The organism is Nonomuraea sp. NPDC049649, from assembly GCF_040675175.1.
GTDB lineage: Bacteria > Actinomycetota > Actinomycetes > Streptosporangiales > Streptosporangiaceae > Nonomuraea.
In genome coordinates this window covers 50,295-72,597 of sequence record NZ_JBFAOH010000006.1, presented here as the reverse complement: position 1 = coordinate 72,597, position 22,303 = coordinate 50,295, and the positions used below count along the sequence as shown (strand labels likewise).

The 22,303-nt window shown below is 73.0% G+C and carries 19 protein-coding genes; 9 read left to right on the top strand and 10 right to left on the bottom strand.

Translation table 11 applies throughout. The annotated features are described in order from the left end of the window. The 3 genes from AB0J42_RS10780 to AB0J42_RS10770 are packed head-to-tail and all read left to right on the top strand — an operon-like array spanning window position 1 to window position 3,756. Window positions 1-1,020, top strand: coding sequence for a thiolase domain-containing protein (locus AB0J42_RS10780; protein ID WP_364291304.1), 1,020 nt, complete (start codon window positions 1-3; stop codon window positions 1,018-1,020). Beyond that, entirely contained in the window at window positions 1,021-2,169 is a 1,149-nt protein-coding gene (locus tag AB0J42_RS10775) for a thiolase domain-containing protein (protein WP_364291301.1), read from the top strand. Continuing rightward, the gene (locus AB0J42_RS10770) at window positions 2,170-3,756 is read left to right on the top strand and encodes an acyl-CoA synthetase (protein WP_364291299.1); all 1,587 of its coding nucleotides are present in this window, start codon (window positions 2,170-2,172) and stop codon (window positions 3,754-3,756) included. It begins immediately after the preceding gene. A gap of 32 nt (window positions 3,757-3,788) precedes the next feature. Here AB0J42_RS10770 and AB0J42_RS10765 read toward each other — a convergent pair whose 3' ends face one another. The 3 genes from AB0J42_RS10765 to AB0J42_RS10755 form a co-directional block, all read right to left on the bottom strand. After that, complete coding sequence (locus tag AB0J42_RS10765; protein WP_364291296.1) at window positions 3,789-9,911, bottom strand: hypothetical protein; 6,123 nt, start codon at window positions 9,909-9,911, stop codon at window positions 3,789-3,791. Window positions 9,912-10,024: 113 nt separating this feature from the next. Then, window positions 10,025-10,651, bottom strand: coding sequence for a LysE family translocator (locus AB0J42_RS10760; protein WP_364291293.1), 627 nt, complete (start codon window positions 10,649-10,651; stop codon window positions 10,025-10,027). A 21-nt stretch (window positions 10,652-10,672) separates the two neighbouring features. After that, window positions 10,673-11,542, bottom strand: coding sequence for a LysR family transcriptional regulator (locus AB0J42_RS10755; protein ID WP_364291290.1), 870 nt, complete (start codon window positions 11,540-11,542; stop codon window positions 10,673-10,675). Between the two features lie 95 nt (window positions 11,543-11,637). Here AB0J42_RS10755 and AB0J42_RS10750 point away from each other — a divergent pair, with 95 nt between their 5' ends. Continuing rightward, a complete protein-coding gene (locus AB0J42_RS10750) occupies window positions 11,638-12,162 on the top strand; it encodes a cysteine dioxygenase family protein (RefSeq protein ID WP_364291287.1) in 525 nt (174 codons plus the stop codon). 6 nt (window positions 12,163-12,168) lie between these two features. Here the strand turns inward: AB0J42_RS10750 and AB0J42_RS10745 are convergent, their stop codons facing one another. Further along, entirely contained in the window at window positions 12,169-12,486 is a 318-nt protein-coding gene (locus tag AB0J42_RS10745; protein ID WP_364291284.1) for a hypothetical protein, read from the bottom strand. Between the two features lie 141 nt (window positions 12,487-12,627). On the opposite strand from AB0J42_RS10745, the gene AB0J42_RS10740 reads away from it, so the two are divergent. From AB0J42_RS10740 to AB0J42_RS10730, 3 genes are all read left to right on the top strand, one after another. Next, window positions 12,628-13,185 carry a winged helix-turn-helix transcriptional regulator gene (locus AB0J42_RS10740; protein WP_364291282.1) on the top strand — a complete coding sequence of 186 codons (558 nt, stop codon included), beginning with the start codon at window positions 12,628-12,630 and terminating at the stop codon, window positions 13,183-13,185. A gap of 64 nt (window positions 13,186-13,249) precedes the next feature. Next, window positions 13,250-13,846: a hypothetical protein gene (locus AB0J42_RS10735; RefSeq protein ID WP_364291280.1), complete on the top strand. Its 597-nt coding sequence runs from the start codon at window positions 13,250-13,252 to the stop codon at window positions 13,844-13,846. Window positions 13,847-13,870: 24 nt separating this feature from the next. Further along, window positions 13,871-14,173 carry a hypothetical protein gene (locus AB0J42_RS10730; RefSeq protein ID WP_364291278.1) on the top strand — a complete coding sequence of 101 codons (303 nt, stop codon included), beginning with the start codon at window positions 13,871-13,873 and terminating at the stop codon, window positions 14,171-14,173. 115 nt (window positions 14,174-14,288) lie between these two features. On the opposite strand, the gene AB0J42_RS10725 is transcribed toward AB0J42_RS10730, so the two are convergent. Continuing rightward, window positions 14,289-15,629, bottom strand: coding sequence for a dipeptidase (locus tag AB0J42_RS10725; RefSeq protein WP_364291275.1), 1,341 nt, complete (start codon window positions 15,627-15,629; stop codon window positions 14,289-14,291). 232 nt (window positions 15,630-15,861) lie between these two features. On the opposite strand from AB0J42_RS10725, the gene AB0J42_RS10720 reads away from it, so the two are divergent. Further along, complete coding sequence (locus AB0J42_RS10720; protein WP_364291273.1) at window positions 15,862-17,244, top strand: aspartate aminotransferase family protein; 1,383 nt, start codon at window positions 15,862-15,864, stop codon at window positions 17,242-17,244. 121 nt (window positions 17,245-17,365) lie between these two features. After that, complete coding sequence (locus AB0J42_RS10715) at window positions 17,366-17,734, top strand: VOC family protein (protein ID WP_364291271.1); 369 nt, start codon at window positions 17,366-17,368, stop codon at window positions 17,732-17,734. On the opposite strand, the gene AB0J42_RS10710 is transcribed toward AB0J42_RS10715, so the two are convergent. The 5 genes from AB0J42_RS10710 to AB0J42_RS10690 all read right to left on the bottom strand — a co-directional run bounded on the left by AB0J42_RS10710 (window position 17,691) and on the right by AB0J42_RS10690 (window position 22,255). Beyond that, window positions 17,691-19,067 (bottom strand): sel1 repeat family protein, encoded by a 1,377-nt coding sequence (locus tag AB0J42_RS10710; RefSeq protein WP_364291269.1) that lies wholly within the window; start codon window positions 19,065-19,067, stop codon window positions 17,691-17,693. The genes AB0J42_RS10715 and AB0J42_RS10710 overlap by 44 nt on opposite strands. 101 nt (window positions 19,068-19,168) lie before the next feature. Continuing rightward, window positions 19,169-20,032 (bottom strand): sulfite exporter TauE/SafE family protein, encoded by an 864-nt coding sequence (locus AB0J42_RS10705; protein WP_364291266.1) that lies wholly within the window; start codon window positions 20,030-20,032, stop codon window positions 19,169-19,171. Between the two features lie 96 nt (window positions 20,033-20,128). Further along, the gene (locus AB0J42_RS10700) at window positions 20,129-20,500 is read right to left on the bottom strand and encodes a VOC family protein (RefSeq protein WP_364291264.1); all 372 of its coding nucleotides are present in this window, start codon (window positions 20,498-20,500) and stop codon (window positions 20,129-20,131) included. A gap of 1 nt (window position 20,501) precedes the next feature. Continuing rightward, window positions 20,502-21,149, bottom strand: a complete 648-nt coding sequence (locus AB0J42_RS10695; RefSeq protein ID WP_364291262.1) for a response regulator transcription factor — start codon at window positions 21,147-21,149, stop codon at window positions 20,502-20,504. Further along, a complete protein-coding gene (locus AB0J42_RS10690; protein ID WP_364291260.1) occupies window positions 21,146-22,255 on the bottom strand; it encodes a sensor histidine kinase in 1,110 nt (369 codons plus the stop codon). The genes AB0J42_RS10695 and AB0J42_RS10690 overlap by 4 nt, the downstream gene beginning before the upstream one ends. Window positions 22,256-22,303 lie beyond the last annotated feature (48 nt).

The window sequence follows — 22,303 nt, the reverse complement described above, 5'->3', positions numbered from 1 at the left end:
GTGAGACAGGTCGCGATCGTCGCCTTCGCCCAGACCCGGCACACCGGCCACGACACCGGGCTGGCCGAGCCCGAGCTGATCCTGCCCGTCATCGAGGAGGTCAAGGAACGCACCGGGCTGAAACGGTTCGGCTTCACCTGCTCCGGAAGCTGCGACTACCTCGCCGGGGCGCCCTTCTCGTTCGTCTCCGCGCTGGACGCCGTCGGCGCCTGGCCGCCGATCTCCGAGAGCCACGTCGAGATGGACGGCGCCTGGGCCCTGTACGAGGCGTGGGTCCGGCTCCAGCACGGCGACGTCGACACCGCGCTCGTCTACGGCTTCGGCAAATCCACCCAGGGCGACCTGCGGGGCCTCATGACCCTGCAGCTCGACCCGTACTATCTGGCCCCGCTCGGCCTGGACCAGCTCTCGTACGCGGCGCTGCAGGCGTCGGCGCTCGGCGCCGGACGCGACGAGCTGGACGCCATCGCCCGCCGCAGCCGCGCAGACGGGCGGCGCAACCCGTACGCGCTGGACCTGCCGGACGAACTGCCCGACGGGTACGCGGTCGAACCGCTCAAGGCGTCGGACGTCGCGCCCGTCACCGACGGGGCCGCGGCCGTCGTGCTCGCCGCCGGCGACCGCGCCCGCGAGCTCTGCGCCGGCCCCGCCTGGATCAGCGGCATCGCACACCGCATCGAACCGCACTACCTCGGCCTGCGCGACCTCACCCGCTCGCCCTCGGCGGCCGACGCGGCACGCGCGGCGGGCGTCGGCAAGGGACCGGTCGACGTCGCCGAACTCCACACCCAGTTCACCCACGAGGAACCGATCCTCCGCCGCGCCCTGGAACTCCCGGACGACACCCTCGTCAACCCGTCCGGCGGCCCGCTCGCCGCCAACCCGGTCATGGCCACCGGCCTCATCCGCATCGGCGAGGCGGCCCGCCGCATCCACGACGGCGCCGCCCGCCGCGCCGTCGGCCACGCCGCGAGCGGCCCCTGCCTGCAGCACAACCTCGTCACCGTACTGGAGGCCTAGATGGCTGAGCGCTGCGCCGTCATCGGCGTCGGGCAGACGCACTACACGACCAAGCGCAGGGACGTGTCGATCGCCGGGCTGGTGCGCGAGGCGGCGCTGCGGGCGCTGGACGACGCCGGGCTGACGTTCAAGGACATCGACGCGGTCGTCATCGGCAAGGCGCCCGACCTGTTCGAAGGCGTCATGATGCCCGAGGCGTACCTGGCCGACGCGCTCGGCGCCGCCGGCAAGCCGATGATGCGCGTCCACACCGCGGGCAGCGTCGGCGGCTCCACCGCGCTCGTCGGCGCCGGGCTCATCCAGGGCGGCGTGCACGAGCGGGTGCTGGTCGTCGCCTTCGAGAAGCAGTCGGAGTCCAACGCCACCTGGGCGCTCTCCACCCACCTGCCGTTCAGCTCCTCGCTGGTGGTCGGCGCGGGCGGCTACTTCGCCCCGCACATCAGGGAGTACATGCGCAGAAGCGGCGCCCCGGACCACATCGGCGTCCTCGTCGCCGTCAAGGACCGGCTCAACGCGCTCCGGAACCCGTACGCGCACCTCAAGATCCCCGGCATCGACCGGGCGATGGTCGAGTCCACGCCCATGCTCTGGGAACCGATCCGCTACCTGGAGTCCTGCCCGTCCAGCGACGGCGCCTGCGCGATCGTGCTGGCCTCCGAACGGGCCGCCACCGGCACCCCCGCCTGGGTGCACGGCACCGCCATGCGCTCCGAACCGCTCTTCCGGGCCGGCCGCGACACCGTCAACCCGCAGGCCGGCAAGGACTGCGCCGCCGACGTCTACCGGCAGGCCGGCGTCACCGACCCGCGCCGCCAGCTCGACGTCGCCGAGGTGTACGTGCCGTTCTCCTGGTACGAGCCGATGTGGCTGGAGAACCTCGGCTTCGCCGCCGAAGGCGAGGGCTGGAAGGTCACCGAGTCCGGCGCCACCGAACTCGGCGGCGACATCCCGTGGAACCCCTCCGGCGGCGTCCTCTCCAGCAACCCGATCGGCGCGTCCGGGCTGATCCGCTTCGCCGAGGCCGCCCTCCAGGTCCGCGGCACGGCAGGCGAGCACCAGGTCGACGGGGCGCGGCTCGCGCTCGGGCACGCGTACGGAGGAGGTGCCCAGTTCTTCGCCATGTGGATCGTCGGACGGGAGAAGCCTTAAATGGAGTTCAACCACGCTGACTTGTTCGAAGGGCTCGCGGACGCGATCGGGGACCGCACCGCCGTCGTCTGCGGCACGGACCGCCGCACCTACGCCCAGCTCGACGCCGAGGCCAACCGCCTCGCCCACCACCTCGAAAGCCGCGGCATCGGCCCCGGCGACCACGTCGGCATCCACCTGTACAACGGCGTCGAGTACGTCGCCGCCCTCCTGGCCACCCTCAAGATCCGCGCCGTCCCGGTCAACGTCAACTACCGGTACGTGGAGGCCGAACTGCTCTACCTCTACCGGGACTCCGACATCCGGGCGCTGCTGTACGACGCCGAGTTCGAGCCGCGGGTGGCCGCCGTCGCCGGGCAGGCCCCCGAGTTAGGCCACCTCATCACCGTGGACGGGCCGCCCGGCATCCCCGGCGCTCTCTCGTACCAGGAAGCCCTGAACGGCGGGAGCCCCGAGCGCGGCTTCGGCCCCCGGTCCGGGCAGGACGTCTACATCATCTACACCGGCGGCACCACCGGCATGCCCAAGGGCGCCATGTGGCACGTCGAGGACCTGTTCATGGCCTTCGGCGCCGGCAACCCGACCGGCGAGCCCCGCACCTCCCCGCAGCAGGTGATCGACGAGGCCGTCAAGGCCGGCCCGATCGCGATGATGGCCGCCGCGCCGCTCATGCACGGCGCCGCCCAGATGGGCACGTTCATCGCGTTCTGGCTGGGCGCGATGATGGTGTACGTGCGGACGTTCGACGCCGACGAGGTGTGGCGGGCCGTCGAACGGGAGCGGGTGCTCACCATGAACATCACCGGCGACGCGATGGCCAGGCCGCTCGCCGAAGCCCTGGAGCGCGGCTCCTACGACGTGTCGTCGCTGTTCGTGCTCAGCTCGACGGGCGCGATCCTGAGCGGCGCCGTCCGCGACCGGCTGCAGGAACTCCTGCCCCACGTGCTCATCCGCGACAACTTCGGCTCCACCGAGGCCGGCTACACCGCCGACGGCGTCGACGGCGCCCGCCCCGAGACCGGCCTGCGCTACACCCCCAACCCGTACGCCCGGCTCGTCGTCCTCGACGACCGGCTGCACCCCGTCCGGCCCGGCTCCGGCGACCTCGGCACCGTCGCCAAGGCCGGCCACATCGCGTTCGGCTACTACAACGACCCCGACAAGACCGCCCGCACCTTCATCACCACCGAGGACGGCACCCGCTGGCTGCTCACCGGCGACCTCGCCACCGTCGAGGAGGACGGCACCATCGTCGTGCACGGCCGCGGCTCGCAGTGCGTCAACACCGGCGGCGAGAAGGTGTTCCCCGAGGAGGTGGAGGCGGTGCTCAAGGGCCACCCCGCCGTCTTCGACGCCGTCGTCACCGGCGTCCCCGACGAACGCTGGGGGAGCCGGGTGGCCGCCGTGGTCGAGCCGCGCCCCGGCGCCGAGGTCACCGCCGGAGACCTCGACGCCCACTGCCGCGAACAGCTGTCGGGCTACAAGGTGCCCCGCTCGTACGCGTTCGTGCCGCGCGTGGAGCGCTCACCGTCCGGCAAGGCCGACTACCGCTGGGCCAGAGAGACGGTCCTGGCGGCGGAGACCTGACCAGCGCGGGGCCGGCGCGGGCCCCGCGCTGGTCAGCCGGCCCGGAACCAGCGCAGGGTGATGAGGTCGCGCTCCACCAGCGCGACCTCGTCCGGACGGCCCGCGCGCTCGTGCAGCTCCAGCCGGGCCCGGAGCACGTCGCGGTGCATCTCGACCAGTTCCTCGTCGTCCTCGTGGGCCAGCAGTTCGCGCAGCCGCCCGTCCGCCGAGCGCAGCGCCGCGTCGGCCGCCTCGCCGCGGCCCAGCCGCAGCTCGCAGAGGCCGAGCTGGTAGTGCGCCACCGCGCTCAGGTAGCCGTCCGCGATCATCCGCGTGCTCCGGTGCAGCACCGCGCTCGCCTCCGGCGCCCGGCCCGCCGCCATCAGCGCGTCGCCCAGCATGAGCATCGCCCGCGCCAGGTGGCCGCCCAGCAGCGGGTTCCCCGTCGCCTGCCGTTCCAGCGCCGCCACCGCCTCACGCAGCGGCGCCACCTCGTCCTCGTACCGCTCCTGCGACGCCAGCGCCGCCGCCAGCGACAGGTTCGCGCCCGCCCGGCCCGCGTGCACGCCCTCAGCGGCCACCCCCGCCGCGATCAGCTCGTCGTACAGCCTGATAGCCTCCCGCGCCTGCGCCTCCGCCTTCGGCCCGTCGTCCAGGTGCAGCATGGTGAGCAGCTCCGCGCTCTGCGCCAGCGAGTCCGCGAGCACCGCCCGGTACGTCAGATCGTCCGGCTCCCGCCTGGCGTCCACGATCAGCTCCTCCACCAGCGGGGCCGCCTCCCCGAGCGCGCCGCACATCAGGTGGCAGCGGACCAGCCGCTGCTTGGCCAGCGCCTGCTTGAGCCGCGCCGACGCACATGCCGCGTACCCCTCGACGGCGAGCGCCGCGTACTCCACCGCCTCGCCCGCCCGCCCGTCCGCCAGCAGGTCGTCCACGATCACCACCGCCGCCTCGGCCTCCGCCAGCCGCCGCGCGGCGGTACGGGGGAGCGCCCGATACTGGTTGACCGCCTCCACCAGGTGGGCCAGCGCCTCCCGCGTCCGGCCCATGCGGCGCAGCACCATCCCGCGCACCTCGTCCGCCTTCGCCCGCGCCGCGGGCCCGCCCTCGGGCGTCCGCTCCTGCTCGGCCACCGACCAGGCGACCGCCTCCAGCGCCGCCTGCGGCCGGTCCACCGCGGCCAGCGCCGCCCCCAGGTTCGCGTACGCCAGCGCGGCGACGGCCGGCTCGTCCAGCTCGTCACAGAGGTCGGCGGCCCGCTCCAGCTGCGTCAGCGCCTCCACCGGGCGGCGCGCTCCCAGCAGCGTGTCCCCGTACAGCGCCAGCGTCCTGGCCAGCACCGCCCGCTCCGCCGAGCCCGCCAGCAGATCGGCGGCCCGTTCCAGCGTGGCCGGCACCGCCCGGGCCAGCTCGTGCTCGATCCCGCCCAGCGCGGCCAGCGCCACCCCCAGCCGCTCCCGGCACCCCACCTCGTCCACCGCGAGCCCCTGGAACACCCGCACCGCCGCCTCGGCCGCCGCCGCCTCACCCGTGAGTGCCGCGTACCGCTCCAGGCAGTCGCCCAGCGACCTGTGCAGTCCGGGGCAGGCGCTGACCGGCACCTCGCGCGTGAACGCCTCCGCGAACCCGGTCAGCGGCCCCAGCAGCTCCGCCCGGCCGTCCAGATGCTCGCCGAGCTCATCGAGCAGGGTTCGCAGCGCGTACGCGGGCGGCAACGGCCGGATCTCCAGCGCCCGCCCCAGGAACGGCACCGGATCCCGCTGCGCCTCACCCAGCGCCAGCAGCGCCAGCAGATGCGTCGCCGCCGGCTCCGGCGCCAGCGGCCCATGGTTGTCCAGCAGCCCCGCGATCAGCGTCGTCCCCCGCACCAGGTCCAGCCCCGCCGCCTCGTCCTGGCCCGCCCGCATCCGGCACAGCCCGCGGAGCTGCAGACACGTCCCCGTCAGCAGCCGCCCCGCCACCGTCGCCGCCTCGGGCAACGCCTCGACCGCCTTCTCCGCCGCCTCCAGCGCGCCCTCGTAGTCGCCCCGCGCGAACCTGGTCCCGCCCGCCAGCCGCAACGCCACAGCCAGCGGAGTCGCCTCCCGCGCCACCCCGGCAGCCTGCTCGGCGACCTCCTCCGCCTCTTCCCACCGCCCCAGGCCGCTCAACGCGCAGGCCGCCAGCAGCAACCGCTCCCCTTCATCCACCCCCGCCCCGGCCAGCAGATGCGGCACCGCCTGCCCGGCCCGCCCCAACCCCAGCAACGCCTTGCCCAGCGCCGCCTCGACCGCACCCCACAACTGATCAGTCGCTCGGGGGTGGGTGGGGTCTTCTCCCATCTGTACGGTCTGCTGAAGGAGCAGGTCGGCGGCCCGTGCGGCGAGCACCACGGCATCCCTCGCCCGCCCCGCCCCCGCCCACACCCACGCCAGCCGCACCTGAGCGCCGACGAGAGCCGCGACATCCGACTCCCGGCGCGCAACCAGCGCCGCCAGCGCCTCCTCCGCACGATCCGCGCTCTCCCCGGACCGCGCCACCATCCCGGCCAGCGACAGCCCGTCCAGCACCCACGCGCCGGACACCTCGTGCGGCGCGAGGTCACCGGCCGCTTCGTGCCGCCCGGCCACCATCCCGGCCTCAGCCGACGCCAGCCCCGCCCGCACCCGCGCGACACGCTCCCCGGCCCCGCCGTGCTGACGCGGTTGTCCGGCATGGGCCGCCCCCGAATCCTCCCCGCTTGAGATCGCCTGCCCCAGCAGCACCCGTAACCGCCGGATCCACCCCGTAACGTCCCGCCGTAACCGCTCGTCGTCCTCGCCCGCCCCCTGGAGCAGCCCCGCCGCCGCCTCGAACTGCGCCAGCCCGTCCACGAGCCGCCTCAGCTCCACCAGGCACACCCCGAGCAGCCCCCGGCATCCGGCCACCAGCCGCTCATGACCGCCGCCGAGCCCGTCCGCCACCCGGACGGCCTCCAGCAGCACATCCAGCGCACCCTCGGACCTCTGGCTCAGCAACAGGTATTCGCCCAGGTCCCGCAGCCGCCCCGCCAGCTCCTCCCGATGCCGCCCCGGCTCCAGGACGACCAGCGCCCGCAGGTTGTCCACCGCCTCCTCAGCCGCCCGTACTGCGGCCTCCAGCTCCCCCCGCTCCCCGTGCACCCGCGAGACCAGCCCGGCCGCAGCCGCCAGCACCGCACGGAGCCCCGGCTCCTCGGCGGCGATCCCCCGCAGCCGCCCGACCGCCTCACCCGCGACCACCACGGCCGCGTCCCCCTGCCCCTGCCGTTCCAGCCAGAGCCCCAGCCCGTACAGCCGCCGGCACACCTCCTGATCAGTGACGGCGGCCCCGCGCACGGCCCCGGCCACGCCCGCCGCCAGCCAGGCCCCCAGCTCCAGCAGCCGCTCCTCGTCCAGCTCATCCAGCGGCCCCAACGCCCCGCCACCCCCTGGAGATCCTCCGGGAAGCAACCCGGCACCCCGTCCTCGCGCGTACGGAGGCGCACCTCCGTGCGGCGCCGCCGGGTCGCCCCCGTCCGAACGCTCGCCCCCGGTTCCGTACGGCGACGCCGGAGCGCCCCCCTCCAACAGCTCGCCCAAGGTTCCGTACGGCGGCGGTGAGGCACCTCCGTCCTGCGGCACGCCCTCGTCTTCGCCCGGCCCCGGAAGCACGGACAGGACCGCGTCCATGTCCCCGGCCACCTGCCCGTCCCCGCCCGCGGCCAGGAACGCCTTCACCGCCTCCCGCAGCCGCCCCGCCCCCGCGAGCGCGCACGCCAGGTTGTACTGGGCCCGCTCCCCGTGCGCCCCGTACCGAGGGTCCTCCTCCGCCAGGATCCGGAACCGCGCCACCGCCTCCCGCGCGGGCCTGACCGCGAGCTCCGGCACCCCCGACAGCAGCAGGCACGCCGCCTGGTTGTACAGCGCCTCCGCATGCCCCTGCGCCTGCTCGTACGGGGGAGCGGCCGCGAAGATCTCAGCCGCCTCTCCCGCCGCAGCCACCGCTTCGGGCAGCCTCCCCGCCGCCGCCAGCCAAGCCGACGACGCGGAGAGCGCGGTGGCCAGATCGGCCCGCTTCCCGCCGCGCAGCCGCTCCACCAGCATCTCCGCCAGCGTCACCTTCAGCGCCCGCACCCCGGGATGCCCCGCCTCCCAAGGCGGCAGCGCCGCCACCGCCTCGGCCACCTCCGGCTCATCCCGCAGCAGCCGCAGCACGGCGTTGAGCCGGTCACCGAGCTGCTCGCCGGGCCCCATCGCGGCCTCCACGAGCATCCTGTCCAGCCGCTGCACGACCAGCGCCCGCAGCGCCGCCCGCACCTGATCGTGATCGGCGCCCACCCGCAGCACGTCGAGCATCCGCGCCAGATGCGCCGCCGTCCGCCCCGGATGATCGTGGATGGCGATGACCAGCGACTCCAGCTCCGCCGTCTCCGCCAGCAACTGTCCAGCCACCAGGTCAGGCACGTCCATCACCAGCCGCCCCTCCCAACCGGCCGCCGACCGTCCACGGTGTGGTTCGTTCCGGGCGCCGGATGCTCGGGGGTGTGGCTCGCCTTCCGGTCCGGACGCGCGGCGATGTGGTTCGCTTTCCGGATGGTGCTCTTCACGGTGGGTGCCCTGAGGCCCCGGATCATCACTGGAGAACAGCCCGGCCACCCATGCCGCCACCTCGGCCCGGCGCTCCTCCGCCAGGTCAGGCAGGACGGACAGCAGCACCCGCAGCTCTTTCGGCGACGGCGCGGCCAGCACGGCCACCGCCACGGCGTCGTCCCGCGCCTCCGGCCACCGCTCCCGTTCCCGGCTCAGGAACCGGCCGATCAGCTCGTTGCCCGGCCCCACCTCGTGACCGCGTACCCGCATGAGAGCCGCCACATGAACCCGGAGCGGGACCGCGTACAGAGGATCGTCCAGCGGAAACGGCCGGATCCGCGCGAGCCCATCAGGGGAGAAGGCACGGATCGCGGCGGCGGCGTGCTCGGCACGCTCCGGCAGCGTCAGCGGATGATCTTCAAGCCGTACGACGGCCCGCACGAGACGCTTGACCCGCCCACCGGCGGCGGTGTCCAGCCGACGCCACCACGCAGCAGAAGGCGGCGCGGGACCCGCGGAGGCCCGCGCGACCAGCAGCAGCCGGACCGGCGGATTGTGCCGATGGGAGGCCAGCCGCCGCACCAGCTCCGCGGCCAGCGCCGCCGACGGCTCCGGGAAGTCGAGCACGAGCAAGGTGGGCCGCATCGCGTCGAACCTGACGGCCGGATCCGCCAGCGGCGCCACCAGGGACGGCTCCGGCAGAAGCCCGGCATCCCACCCCGCCGCGGCCAGCTCCGCGCACAACTCCACCGCCAGCCTGCTCTTCCCCGACCCGCCCGGCCCCGTGATCAGCGCCGCCGACAGCGGTTCAGGCCCGGCGGCCCAGTCCCGCAGCGCCCCCAGCTCGGCCTTCCTCCCCACGAACGGCACCACCGCGTGCCGCGCTGCGGGCAACGACCAGTCCGGGCACCCCTCCGGCGGCTCTGCCACGGCCGGCTCCAGCAGCTCGGGCAGCAGCACAACCCGCTCATCCCCGGCCACGTCCTCCAGCTCTGCCTCACCCACCCGAGCCCGGAACGCCTCGTCCAGCAGCAACCCTTCAACCGGCACCACATCGCCGAACGGAGACCCCACAACACCGACCAGGTGCCCCGTAGGCTCAGCCAGAAGCACCGCCCCGGCCCGCCCCGTCCCGGCCATCTCGACATTCAGGTACGCAGGCCCGGTCCCAGCGTCCACCACCGCCGAACCTCCGGCACCCGCCCCGACGACGACACACGGCACCCCGTCACCGGCCACCCGCCCCCACCGAACCTGCCCCCGCGGCTCCACCCAAGGCGCCTCCACCCCGCGTCCCACCGTCCGCGCCAGGTCCGCAGCCCCGCGGCCTTCCGGCGCGGATCCGTCCGGCTCAGGAACACGGAGCAAGGCCGCCGTCACAGGCCCACGACCGCGCCACACCGGCTCGGCCGCCGTCCACACCCCAGCACCGCGTACGAGACACGGCACGGCGGGGTCGGCCAGGTGGCCCGAGGTCAGCACCAGACCGGGGGCGACCACGTAGCCGGAGCCGGTGACGCCGGCGAGACCGTCATGGCCGGAGTACACCTCGACGACCCGCTCGGAGGCGGCCCGCGAGAGATGGGAGCCGGGTAATGGCCTGTCCATGGCCTAGTCGCCGTGTCCTGGAATGCCCTGTGCGGCGTCGCCGCCGCCCTGTCTCAGGGAGAATTCCGCCACCCGTTCACTATCGCACCCCGGGCACGAATTTTCCGGCCTTGTTAGGCCTTCTCCCCCGTAAGCCAGGCTGCCAGCCCCAAGTAGACGAGCCCGCTGCCGATGTCGATCCGCCGCCGGGCCCGCAGGGAGCGCCGTACGCGGGTGGCCAGCGCCGACGACAGCAGCGCGTACGTACCGTCGGACGCCAGGCCGAGCACCATCCAGAGCAGCCCGAGCAGCAGCATCTGCGGCGCGACGGCCCCGGCCGCCGGGTCGGTGAACTGCGGCAGGAACGCCAGGAAGAAGATCGCCGTCTTCGGGTTGAGCACGTTGACCACGAACCCCTCCCAGAACATCCGCCTCTTCGACTGCACGGGCGGCTCGGCCGTCTCCTCGGCGGGCGGCTTGGACAGGAGCTTGCGGACGCCGAGCCAGACGAGGTAGGCGACTCCGGCGTACTTGACGATGGTGAAGGCGGTCGCCGAGGCGGCGAGGACGGCGCTGATGCCGAGGGTGGCGGCGACCACGTGCACCACCGACCCGGCATGGACGCCGAGCACCGAGACCAGCCCGGCCGCGCGGCCCTGGGCGACGCTGCGCGTGACGACGAAGAGCACGGCCGGCCCGGGCACGAGCAGGATCGCGAGGGTGGCCGCGGAGAAGAGGGCGAGTGTGGTCAGGTCCGGCATGAAGTCATCGTACGGAGCCCGTCAAAGGCTTTCCCGGAGCGCTTCCATCATCGCCTCGGTCGCGGGCGGGTGCGGCGGCTGTCCGTAGACGGCGGCGTACACGCGCCTGACAGAGCCGGGGACGGGGCGCGCGGTCACGTCCGGGTGGCGGTGCGCGCGCAGCGCCAGCCCCGGCAGCACGGTGACGCCCATCCCGGCGGCGACCAGCGCCTGCACCGCCACGATGTCGTCGCTGGTGAACGAGACGCGGGGCTCGAACCCCGCCTCCGCGCACAGGTCGAGCAGGTGGCTCCGGCACCGGTCGCACCCGGCGATCCAGGAGGACTCGGCGTGGGCGGCCAGGTCGTCCGCGCCGGCGTCGTCGCCAGGGGTGATCAGGTAGCTCGGGTCGTCCAGCAGGTGGACCGTCTGGACGCCGGGGTCGTCGGGCGGCGACTCGTCGTACCGGAACATGACCGCGACGTCCACCCGCCCGGCGCGCAGGAGCTTGAGCGCCTCGGGCGGCTCTATCTCGGTGAGCTGGAAGCGCAGCCCGGGATGCTCCCGCCGGAGCAGGGTGGCAGCCCGCGGGATGAACGTGCCGAGCGCCGACGGGAACGCCGCCACCCGCACCCGCCCCGACTGCAGTCCCACGTGCGCGGCCAGTTCCTCGGCCGCCGCGTCGAGCCGCCCGATGATGTCGCTCGCCCGCTCGGCCAGCAGCCGGCCGGCCTCGGTCAGCCGGATGCCCCTCCCGGCCCGCTGGATCAGCCTGGCGCCGGTCTCGGCCTCCAGCCGGGCGAGGTGGTGGCTGACGGACGGCTGCGCGTAGTGCAGCTCCCGCGCGGCCGCGGTGAGAGATCCGGTACGGGCGACCGCCAGCAGGACGCGGAGCCGGGTGACATCCAGCATTCATCGATCGTATCTATGGATTTGAACGAAAACTCCTGTTGGACCTATCGATGCCGATGCAGCACGGTAGGAGAAAGCCGACTTCGGGAGTTGCCATGGACACCGTCACGACGTCGCGGCCTGGCCTGGCCGAGCTGGTGGAAGGCATCGGCGCGATCACCGCCCGCCGTCTCCCCGCCCGCGAGACCGCCCTCGCCGTCGCGGACCTGCTGCGCGAGCGGCTGCCCGGGACGGACATCCTGACCGAGGAGGAGCGGCAGGGCTCGCCCGATAGTTACGTGACCCAGGTGCTGCACGCGCAGGACGACTTCTCGATCGTGGGCGTGGTGTGGCGGCCGGGCCAGGTGACGCCCGTCCACGACCACATCTCGTGGTGCACCTTCGCCGTGCTCAGCGGCAACGAGCACGAGACCCTCTACCGCGACGAGGGCGGCCGGCTCAGGGAGATCGGCCACGCCGACAACCGGCCCGGCGACGTCAGCGGCTTCGCCCCGCCGGGCGACATCCACCTGGTCCGCAACACCAGCTCCGAGACCGGGGTGTCGATCCACGTGTACGGGGCGGACATCGGCAAGCTGGGCACCAGCGTCCGCCGCGTCTACGACCTGCCGGTCGCATAGGAGTGATCAGGCCCGCGCGGCGAGCGCCGCGGGCAGCCGGTTCTCGAAGTCGAGCACCCCCACCCAGCTCGGCCGGACCGCGATGCGGGCCATGCGGACGCCGGGCACGTCCATCTCGGCCACGTTCCGGGCGCCCTGCTCGGGCCCGGCATAGCGGTGGTGGGACAGCGCGTACTCCGGCACGATGCCGTCCTGCTCGGTGACCTCGGCCCGGCCGCGCAGCAGCAGCACCTCGGGCGGCATCGCGTCGGTGTCGATGGTGATCGCCACATCGGGCCTGCCCCTCAGCGCCCGGAGCCGGGCGGCCCCGGCGAAGGTGGCCATCACAGTTCCTCTCCGTCCCAGTGGAACATCGTCGAGAAGACCCGCGGCGTCCCGTCGGCGGCCACATACGCGACCCTCGACGACCCCTGCGGCGTCGCCCGCGCCCTCGACCACATCGGGGAACGCTGGGCCCTGCTGATCGTGCGCGAACTGCTGCTGGGCCCCAAACGCTTCACCGATCTGCGCGCCGGCCTCCCCGCCGCCAGCCAGAACGTCCTCTCCCAGCGCCTGCGCGAACTGGAGGCGTCGGGCGTGCTGCGCCGCCGCAGACTCCCGCCCCCCGCCGCCAGCCAGGTCTACGAACTGACGGACCTGGGCCACGACCTGGAGCCGGTAGTGCAGGCCCTCGCCCGCTGGGGCGCCCGACTTCCGCTCATCTCGACGAATCCCCTGAGCCCCGACGCCCTGATGCACGCCTTGAAGTCCACCTTCCACCCCGAAACGGCAGGCGACTTCGAAGGCGCCGTCGAACTCCGCCTGGGCGACCAGCACTTCCTGGCCACGGTCTCAGCAGGCCACCTCATCGTGACCCGGCCCCCCGAAACCGCCGGCGCTCAGGCGACCCTGCACACCGACACCGAAACCCTCCGCGCCGTGGTGTTCATGGGCGAGCCCTGTGACAACCTGCGCATCGAAGGCGACCGGCAACTAGCCGAACGGTTCGTACGACTGTTTTCTCGCCCACCGAGAAACTCATAGTAATTTTGCTAACACTGAGCGCGACAGTAGCCGCTTGCGTAAACTGCAAGCTATGTTTCAGGTTATGAAACAGCCGCCTCCTATCCTGCTGCCCCTCCTTCGTTCCCCCTTCCAAGGAGAGCTCCTCGCCTGGCTCTTCCTGCATCCGGAGAGCGAGTACGCGCAGACGGATCTGGCGCGGCGGTTCGACGTCTCGCTTCCGACCGTGAGTCGTGAGGTGAGCAGGCTGGCCAATGCGGGCCTGGTCGCCGAGAGAAGGCACGGCAACCTGCGGCTGGTCCGGGCGGAGACGGACACGGCCATCGCCCGGCCTCTGACTGAACTGTTGGCCCTCACCTACGGCCCTCTAGCCGTACTCGGCGAGCACCTTGCGGAAGTCGAGGCTGTAGAGGAGGCGTACATCTACGGTTCCTGGGCGGCTCGATACGAAGGTCAGCCCGGCCATGTGCCGAACGATGTGGATGTGCTCGTCATAGGCGCTGCGGATGAAGACGATCTCTACGACGCGGCCAGGGCGTCAGAACGCAGGCTCGGCAGGGAAGTCAACATCCGCCGGTTGAGCCGGGACGAATGGGTGTCCGCAGAGCACGACCCCTTCCTGGAGACGATCAGATCCAGGCCACTCGTACGCATCAAACTGGAAAGCGGGGAGAGCCGGTGAGATGGGAGCAAGGCCGGGCGGCTCTTGACACTGCTCTACGACGCGGCTCGCAAAGCGCTCTGCGCGGTTCTGGAGAATCAGGGGCTGAGGGCGACGAGCCGCGGCGGGCACCTCGCGGTCTACGAGGCCATCGTCGCGCAGCTTGATCCACCACTGGGAAAGAGCCTGCGTCCCTTCGACCGGATGCGGCGGCGGCGCAACGAGGCGGAGTACCCTCGGCCGGGCGTGGCCCGGTTCAGCGGCGACGAGGTCCTGGCTGATCTGGCGAAGGTCGAGGTGATCAACGATCTCGCCGTGAAGGTGCTCGACCAGATGTCTCCCTACTGACGGCAGCCACCGCACGCCAGCTTTGGTTCAGCGCCTTGGGAGGGACGAGCAGGCTTCGCGGTCGCCCTCGCGCGAGCGTTCGGCTTTCACGAGGGCGACTGCGCGGACCCGCCGGTTACGACTGGGCGAGTTCCTGGAGGAAGAGGGCCTCGGTCGTGACCACCCGGCGCAGCTCCTCCAGGTCCACCCGCTCGTTGGGCGCGTGGATGGCGGCGTCCTCGTCCTCCGCGCCGAAGAGCAGGATCTCCGCCGCGGGGAACTGCTTGAGCAGCGTGTTGACCAGCGGGATCGACCCGCCGGCGCCCACGTCGCGCGGCGGCCGGCCGAAGGCGCGCTCCATCGCGCGGTTGAGGGCGGCGCGCGCCGAGCCGCCGGAGTCGGCCTGGAAGCCGGAGCCGACCGTGAAGTCGCCGAACGACACCTGCACGCCCCACGGCGCCACCTGCCGCAGGAACTCCACCACCGCGTCGACCGTGGTCTTGGGGTCGCCCGCCGGGGGCACCCGCACGGTCACCCGGGCCCGCGCCACCGCCTGCACGGCGTTGACGGCGCCGGACACCGACGGCACGTCCAGCCCGGTGACGGTGATCGCGTAGGAGGACCAGAGGCGGTCGGCGAGTGAGCCGGAGCCGACCAGGGACACCCCGTCGACCACGCCCGCGGTCTTGCGGAACTCCTCCTCCGTCGGCCCCTGCCCGAGGAAGGTGCCCCGGGGCAGGCCCGGCACCCGGACGTCGCCGTTCTCGTCGTGCAGCGCGGCGCACATGCGCATCAGCGCGGCCAGCGCGTCGGGCGCGGCACCGCCGAAGGAGCCGCTGTGGACGGGCTCGCGGAGGGTGCGGACCTCCATGGTGAAGGCGGCCATGCCGCGCAGCGAGGTGGTCACGGCCGGGTCGCCGACGCGGGGGTTGCCGGTGTCGGCGACCACGATGGCGTCGGCCCGCAGCAGGTCGGGGTTGCGCTCGACGAAGGCCTCCAGCCGTTCGCCCGCGTACTCCTCCTGGCCCTCGATGATGACCTTGATGCCGACGGGGAAGCGGCCCTGGAAGACGCGGAGCGCGGCGACGTGGGACATGACGCCGGACTTGTCGTCGGCGACGCCGCGGCCGTAGAGGCAGCCGTCGATCAGCGTGGGCTCGAACGGCGGCGTGCGCCAGGCGGCCGGGTCGCCCGCGGGCTGCACGTCGTAGTGCGCGTACAGCAGGACGGTGGGCGTGCCGGGCGGCGCGGGAGCCTCCGCGTAGACGGCCGGGAAGCTGCCCTCGACCGGGACGCGCTGCACGCGCGGCAGGCCGGTGCTGCGCAGCAGCTCCTCCACCGCGGCGGCGGCGGCGTGCACGGGCTCCTCGGGGTGGCCGGGGAAGGCCACCGACGGGATGGCGGCCAGCCGCTTGAGCTCCTCGACGGTCTGCGGCATGCCGGCCGCCACGGCGCTCTCGATCTGCTCAGGAGTCACGGGATGGTCCCCCGGGGTCGTTCTCGGATGTCGCGGTCCATTGCAGCACACCGGAACCCCCGTCCGGTGAAGGGGTGCGGTGGCGCAGCCATCGTATCTGCGGATTTCGCGGTTGTTATCGAAAAGTTCTGCGGATCCGTTTCCGAGTATCTGGAGTCGCGACGCAATCACTTGGCAAAGTAGCTGGTGAGGTTGCACACTGGTGTGCAGATCGACTTAAGGGAAGATAGACATGACGCAGCCTGAGCATGACGTCCTGAACGCAGCGCGGGACAACCTGTGGTTGCACTTCACCAGGCACAGCGCCTACCAAGAGTCCGAGGTCCCCACCATCGTCCGCGGTGAGGGCGCCTACATCTACGACATCCACGGCAAGCGCTACCTCGACGGACTGGCGGGTCTCTTCGTCGTCCAGGTCGGTCACGGACGCGCCGAGCTGGCCGAGGCCGCCGCCAAGCAGTCGCAGGAGCTGGCGTACTTCCCGCTCTGGTCCTACGCCCACCCCAAGGCGGCCGAGCTGGCCGAGCGCCTGGCGCGGCTCGCACCCGGCGACCTCAACCGCGTCTTCTTCACCACCAGCGGCAGCGAGGCCGTCGAGAGTGCGTGGAAGCTCGCCAAGCAGTACTTCAAGCTCGTCGGCAAGCCCCTCAAGCACAAGGTCATCAGCCGCCAGATCGCCTACCACGGCACCACGCAGGGCGCCCTGTCGATCACCGGGATCCCCGCGTTCAAGCAGATGTTCGAGCCCCTGGTGCCGGGCTCGATCCGGGTCCCCAACACCAACCACTACCGCGCCGACGAGACCACCGGCGTCCCCGGCATGACGCCCGAGGAGTACGGCTACTGGGCCGCCGAGCGGGTGGCCCGCGCCATCGAGATGGAGGGCCCGGAGACGGTGGCCGCCGTCTTCGCCGAGCCCGTGCAGAACGCGGGCGGCTGCTTCCCGCCGCCCCCCGGCTACTTCCAGAGGCTGCGCGAGATCTGCGACGAGTACGACGTGCTGCTCGTCTCCGACGAGGTCATCTGCGCCTTCGGCCGCCTCGGCACCATGTTCGGCGGCGAGAAGTTCGACTACGTTCCCGACATCATCACCTGCGCCAAGGGCATGACCAGCGGCTACTCGCCGATCGGCGCGATGATCGCGCACGACCGGCTGTTCGAGCCGTTCAAGGACGGCGACGAGGTCTTCGCCCACGGTTACACCTTCGGCGGCCACCCGGTCTCGGCCGCCGTCGCGATGGCCAACCTCGACATCTTCGAGCGCGAGGACCTGCTGGGCCACGTCACGAAGAACGAGCCGCTCTTCAGGGCCACGCTGGAGGAGCTGAGCGACCTGCCCATCGTGGGCGACGTCCGCGGCTCCGGCTACTTCTACGGCATCGAGCTGGTCAAGGACAAGGAGACCAAGGAGACGTTCAACGACGAGGAGTCGGAGCGGCTGCTGCGCGGGTTCCTGTCGCAGGCGCTGTTCGACGAGGGCCTCTACTGCCGCGCCGACGACCGCGGCGACCCCGTCATCCAGCTCGCCCCGCCGCTGATCGCCGGGCCGAAGGAGTTCGAGGAGATCGGCGGGATCCTCCGCAGCGTGCTGACGGAGGCGTGGAACCGCCTCTGATCTCGTGAGAAATATCCGGTACGGGTCCCGTACCGGATATTTTTCTGCCCTCGGCGCTGCGGCCTCCCGATTCTGTCGGTGGGCAGTGATACATCACTGTCCGACACCACGAGGAGGGATCATGGCGATCACCGTCAGCCAGGTCAGTCTGTACGTGCGAGACCAGCAGCGGGCGCTCGACTTCTGGAGCCGCAAGATGGGCTTCACCGTCACGAAGGACATGGCCTACGGCGAGAACCGGTGGATCGAGGTCGAGCCGCCCGGCGGCGGCACCCGCCTGGTCCTCTACAAGGCGGGCCCCGGCTGGCCCGAGCCCGCCAAGGACCAGCCCGGCTACGTGCTCTTCGAGGACGACGACATCCAGGCCGCCTACGAACGGCTCAGCGCCGCCGGAGTCCACTTCACCATGCCGCCCAAGCAGGAGCAGTGGGGCTGGTCGGCCGTCTTCACTGATGATGAGGGACACCTGTTCCATCTCGGGCAGCGCTAGACAGCCCGAGGCGGCCGCGCAGCTCGCGCGCCGTCGCCAGCACGTGCTCGACCTCCACCGGGCTGGGCCACGGCGCGCTGCCGGGCCGCAGCAGCGTGCCGCGCACCGACGCCAGGTGCTCCACCGCGCTCGTGTGCAGCCCGCTCCGCGCCACCAGCCAGGGGATCACCTCGCCGTGGTCGAGCAGCGGCCGGGTCACCAGGTCCCACGTGCCGAGCAGCTCGGTCAGCTGCCCCACGTCCAGCGCCACCCCGCCCCTGCGGTCGGTCGCCAGCGCGGCCAGCTCCGCCCGCGCGGCCAGCTCCGGCTCGGCCGGGCGGTCCCACACCGGCGGCGGCGGGTCGGTCAGCCACTCCTCGGCCTCGGCGCCCCGCCCGGCCGCCGACAGCAGCCCGGCCAGCTCGACCGCCGCCCGGTGGTGACCGGCCAGCGCCGCCTGCCGGAACCAGTGCCGGCCGCCCTTCAGGTCGCCGAACTCGGCGATCAGCAGCAGCCCGAAGTTGAACGCCGACTCCGGGTCGCCCGCCGCCGCGCCCCGGCCGAACCAGTGGCTCGCGCCCTTGGCGTCGCCCAGCTCCACGCAGACGAACCCGGCCATCCGCTGGCCCTCCAGCCGCCCCGCGTACGCCGCCTGCTCGTACCACCCCCGGGCGGTGCGCAGGTCGCGGCGGGCCAGCGCGATGGCGCCCAGCCGCGCCGCCGCGCCCGGATGCTCGCTCTTGGCGGCCAGCCGGTAGTAGGCCTCGGCACCCTCCGGGTCGCGCCCCGCCTGGAGGAGCAGCCCCAGGCAGTAGGCGGCGCCGGCGTGGCCGCCCCGGCAGGCCGTCTCCCACCAGCGCACGGTCTCCTCGTCGTCGCCCGCCGAGTAGGCCAGGAAGCCGAGGTCGTGCGCGGACGCGGCGTCGCCGTCCGCCGCCGCCTGCCGGTGCCACTCCCGCGCCGCGCCCAGCTCGCCGGTGTCCTCGCAGATCAGTGCCAGCCTGCGCGCCGCCGGCCGGCTGCCCGACCGGGCCGCCCGCTCGAACCACATCCTGGCCCTGCCGGGGTCGCCGCGCTGCTCCTGCAGCAGCGTCGCCAGATTGAGCGCCGCCTCGGCGTCGCCGGCCGCCGCCGCCCGCTCGTACCAGCCGAGCGCCTCGTCGAGCGTGCCGTGCTTCTCGTGCCAGAGGCCCAGGTTGTAGGCGCTGTCGACGTTCCCGGACCCGGCCGCGCACTCCCACCAGTGACGGGCCGCGCCGCGGTCACCGCGCTGGGCGTAGAGCCTGCCGAGCCGGTGCGCGGCCTGGGCGTCGCCCTTCCGCGCGGCCATCAGCAGCTCCGCCTCGTCACCCACGCGCGGCGCCGGAACGGCAGGCCTCGTCGCATCACCTTGCCAGAGCATGCTCAGCAGAGTGGCACGTGATCGCCCGATCGCGAACCGTAATCGCCGAGCCCTCAAGAAAACCTGATGAAGCCTGTGTACATGCCCATGCCGCAGGAGTAGCGGAGCGTGCCGGGCCGCTGCGGCGGCAGCCTCAGGGTCGCGGGCAGCGCGAGGTCCTTCCCGGCGATGGCCACCGTCTCCGTGCACCCCCGGTCGACCAGCTTGAACACCACCTCGACCGGCACCCCGGCGGGCGCCTCCACCGCCGCCGGCCGGTACCCGTCGCGCAGCGCCCAGATCGTCACCACCGGGCTCAGGTTCGCCGTGGTGTCCGCGGTCGCGGGCAGCCAGCCTCCCAGGCTCACCCCCGTACCGGCCGTCCACAGCCCCGCCGCGACCGCCAGCACCGCCGCCGCCTTCACCAGCCGCGTACGGGTGACGCGCCGCACCAGCCAGCCCAGCAAGCCCAGCACGGGCGCGGTGCCGGCCACGAACCCCGCCATCACCGCCGCCCCCGCGAACGGCGAACCGCTGGAGATCGCGACCAGCTCCATGCCGATCGTCACCCCGCACGGCACCAGGATCGTGGCCGCCCCGAGCAGCGGCGGGCCCAGCCCGGCGAACCGGTGGCGCGTCGGCTCGCACCCGCACCGGCGGTAGAGCCGCACCGCGAACGCGATCACCATGAGGCCCGCCGCCACCAGCAGCACCGCCCGCGCCTGCGGCGGCGGCTTCACCGCCGACCCGGCGAGCCCGAGCAGCGCCCCCACCACCGTGTACGACGCCAGCCGCCCCGCCAGGAACCACCCGAGCGCCGCCCGGTCACGCGCCCCGGCCAGCCCGACCAGCAGCCCGCCCTGCACGGCCGTGCACGACGCGGTGCCCGCTACGAGACCGGCGACGAGGCCGCTGCCGAACAGCGCCGCCGCCTCCATGCTCGTCCTCTCCGCCGAAGGGTCCTACACGGAAGGTAACCGTCCCGGCCGGATGCGGCCAGTGATACTTCTTTCACCCTCCGTGCCGTTTCCGTGTCAGAAGACGCAGAACTCGTTGCCCTCCGGGTCGGCGAGGACCGTCCACTCCTCACGCCGCTCCAGCACCGCCGCCCCGAGGCCCACCAGCCGCGCGACCTCGGCCTCCCGGTCCTCGGCCTGAAGGTCGAGATGGAGCCGGTTCTTCGCCGCCTTGCCCTCGGGCACCCGCTGGAACCAGAGCCGCGGCGGCCCGCCCTCCACCAGGACCGTGGGGTCGTCCTCGGGGTCGTGGATCCCGTGGGCGCGCAGCCGGGCCAGCTCGGCGTCGTCGTACGGGGCGACCTGGTAGCCGTCGAGCGCGGCGGCCCAGAAACGGGCGAGGGAGGCGGGATGGGCGCAGTCGATCACCACGTCGCGGAGCGCGGCCATCTCAGAGCCACCCCGGCTTCACCAGGCCGGACTCGTAGGCGATCACCACGAGCTGGGCGCGGTCGCGGGCGTGGAGTTTCGTCATGGCCCGGCTGACGTGGGTCTTGGCCGTGGCGGGTGACATGAACAGCTTGGCGGCGATCTCGTCGTTGGTGAGGCCGCCGCCGACCAGGGTCAGGACCTCGCGTTCCCGGTCGGTGAGCTGGTTCAGGCTCTCGGCGGCCAAGGGCTCTTTGGCGCGTGACGCGTACTCGGCGATGAGGCGGCGGGTGACGCTCGGCGAGAGCAGCGCCTCGCCGGCCGCGACCACCCGGACGGCCTGGAGGAGCTCCGCGGGCTCGGTGTCCTTGACGAGGAACCCGCTGGCCCCGCCGCGCAGCGCCTCGAACACGTACTCGTCCAGCTCGAACGTGGTCAGGATGATGATGCGCGGCCCCTCCGGCATGCGCCGGGTGGCGGTGAGGCCGTCCATCCCGGGCATGCGGATGTCCATGAGCACCACGTCCGGGCTGTGCTCCTGCGCCTGCCGGACCGCCTCCGCGCCGTCGGACGCCTCGGCCACCACGACCATGTCGGGCTGGGCGTCGAGCAGGGCCTTGAAGCCCGCCCGTACCAGCGCCTGGTCGTCGGCGAGCAGCACTTTGATCATGCGTTCTCCTGAGGTAGAGGGAGGCGGGCCGAGACCCGGAAGCCGCGGCCGTGCGGCCCGGCCGTGAGCGTGCCGCCCAGGGCGGCGGCGCGCTCACGCATGCCGGGGATGCCGTTGCCGCTGCCCTCTCCGGCCAGCTCGGGCGGTGTGGTGGAGCCGGTGTCGGTGACGTCGATGACCAGCTCGCGGGGCCCGTAGCCGAGCCGGACCGTCACGGCGGCGCCGGGGGCGTGCCGGGCGGCGTTGGTCAGCGACTCCTGGACGATCCGGTAGGCGGCCCGCTCGACCTGCGGCGGAAGCGGCCGGGAGCCGTCGCGTTCCAGCTTGACGTCCAGGCCGGAGCGCTCGATCAGCTCGTCGAGGCGGTCGAGCCCGGCGGTGGGGGAGCGGGGCGCACCGTCGCGCAGCACGTTCAGCACCGAGCGCATCTCGCCCAGCACCTCCTTGGAGGCGGTCTTGATGGTGGCCAGCGCGGTACGGGCCTGCTCGGGGTTGTCGTCGATGAGGTGCAGCGCGGTGGAGGCCTGCACGTGGATCAGCGAGATGTTGTGCGCGAGCACGTCGTGCAGCTCCTGCGCCATGGTCAGCCGCTCCTCGCTGGCCTGCCGCCGGGTCTCCTCCTCGGCCGCCCGCTGCTGCTGGGCGCGCCGCTCCCTGACGATCCTGGTCAGCTCCGCCATCACCATGACGAGCAGGACGAACGCGGTCACCGCCAGGTCGTGGAAGAGCCCGGTCATCCCCCCGGACCAGAGGTGGCTGTAGCTGATGAAGACCACGATGGTCACCCCGGCCATGATCCACGCCTGGATCCGCAGGCCCAGGGTGACCATGGAGAACAGCAGGATGATCGCCGCCAGGTAGCCGGGCCCGAACGGGTAGCCCAGCCAGGTGTAGAGGTAGGTGGCCGCGAGCGTGACGACCGCCGCGCCGACCGGGTACTTCCGCCGGACCAGCACGCCCACCGGCCCCACCAGCAGCAGCGCGACCGCCACCGCGTCCACCGGCTCGCGGTCGGGCTGCCCCATGGACGCGCTGAACGAGAGCCCGACCTGGGCCGCCGCCACCGCCAGCGCGTAGAGAAGATCCAGCCCCCACTTCCTGCCCACGCCACCACGCTAGGCCCGGGCCCGGGCGCTCGCATCCTCCGCCTGTCG

What these genes read in the sequence shown, in the direction of transcription:
- AB0J42_RS10745 (WP_364291284.1), bottom strand. Translation starts at nt 12,486, where the DNA reads ATGGCCACCTTCGCCGGGGCCGCCCGGCTCCGGGCGCTGAGGGGCAGG.
- AB0J42_RS10720 (WP_364291273.1), top strand. Translation starts at nt 15,862, where the DNA reads ATGACGCAGCCTGAGCATGACGTCCTGAACGCAGCGCGGGACAACCTG.
- AB0J42_RS10735 (WP_364291280.1), top strand. Translation starts at nt 13,250, where the DNA reads ATGAAACAGCCGCCTCCTATCCTGCTGCCCCTCCTTCGTTCCCCCTTC.
- AB0J42_RS10770 (WP_364291299.1), top strand. Translation starts at nt 2,170, where the DNA reads ATGGAGTTCAACCACGCTGACTTGTTCGAAGGGCTCGCGGACGCGATC.
- AB0J42_RS10755 (WP_364291290.1), bottom strand. Translation starts at nt 11,542, where the DNA reads ATGCTGGATGTCACCCGGCTCCGCGTCCTGCTGGCGGTCGCCCGTACC.
- AB0J42_RS10750 (WP_364291287.1), top strand. Translation starts at nt 11,638, where the DNA reads ATGGACACCGTCACGACGTCGCGGCCTGGCCTGGCCGAGCTGGTGGAA.
- AB0J42_RS10715 (WP_364291271.1), top strand. Translation starts at nt 17,366, where the DNA reads ATGGCGATCACCGTCAGCCAGGTCAGTCTGTACGTGCGAGACCAGCAG.
- AB0J42_RS10700 (WP_364291264.1), bottom strand. Translation starts at nt 20,500, where the DNA reads ATGGCCGCGCTCCGCGACGTGGTGATCGACTGCGCCCATCCCGCCTCC.
- AB0J42_RS10705 (WP_364291266.1), bottom strand. Translation starts at nt 20,032, where the DNA reads ATGGAGGCGGCGGCGCTGTTCGGCAGCGGCCTCGTCGCCGGTCTCGTA.
- AB0J42_RS10695 (WP_364291262.1), bottom strand. Translation starts at nt 21,149, where the DNA reads ATGATCAAAGTGCTGCTCGCCGACGACCAGGCGCTGGTACGGGCGGGC.
- AB0J42_RS10765 (WP_364291296.1), bottom strand. Translation starts at nt 9,911, where the DNA reads ATGGACAGGCCATTACCCGGCTCCCATCTCTCGCGGGCCGCCTCCGAG.
- AB0J42_RS10775 (WP_364291301.1), top strand. Translation starts at nt 1,021, where the DNA reads ATGGCTGAGCGCTGCGCCGTCATCGGCGTCGGGCAGACGCACTACACG.
- AB0J42_RS10760 (WP_364291293.1), bottom strand. Translation starts at nt 10,651, where the DNA reads ATGCCGGACCTGACCACACTCGCCCTCTTCTCCGCGGCCACCCTCGCG.